General features: G+C 68.5%; 1 protein-coding gene. It reads left to right on the top strand.

Annotated elements, in window-relative coordinates; genetic code table 11:
* Positions 1–267 (top strand): CbiX/SirB N-terminal domain-containing protein (locus EXE44_RS19075; protein ID WP_274595408.1); only part of this gene is annotated, 267 nt, incomplete at both ends.

Raw genomic sequence — 267 nt, 5'->3', positions numbered from 1 at the left:
ACCACGCCGACACGATCCGCGCCGCCGGTGCCTTCGACGAGGTCCGCACCGGCTTCTGGAAGGAAGAGCCCCACTTCCGAGAGGTGCTCCGTACCGTCGAGGGGTCGGAGATCTACGTCGTCCCGCTGTTCGTCTCGGAGGGGTACTTCACCGAGCAGGTGATCCCCCGCGAGCTCCGGCTCAACGGGTGGGACGTCTCCGAGTGGGACTCCGACGGCCTCTCCGCCGACCAGGCCACGCTCGTCGCCGAGGACATCGACAGCGAGG

The sequence above is a fragment of the Halorubrum sp. SS7 genome (assembly GCF_005435055.1).
In the GTDB taxonomy this organism is placed as follows: Archaea; Halobacteriota; Halobacteria; order Halobacteriales; family Haloferacaceae; genus Halorubrum; species Halorubrum salinarum.
The sequence above is the reverse complement of the archived record's forward strand: the minus strand, read 5'-3'. Positions and strand labels throughout refer to the sequence as shown.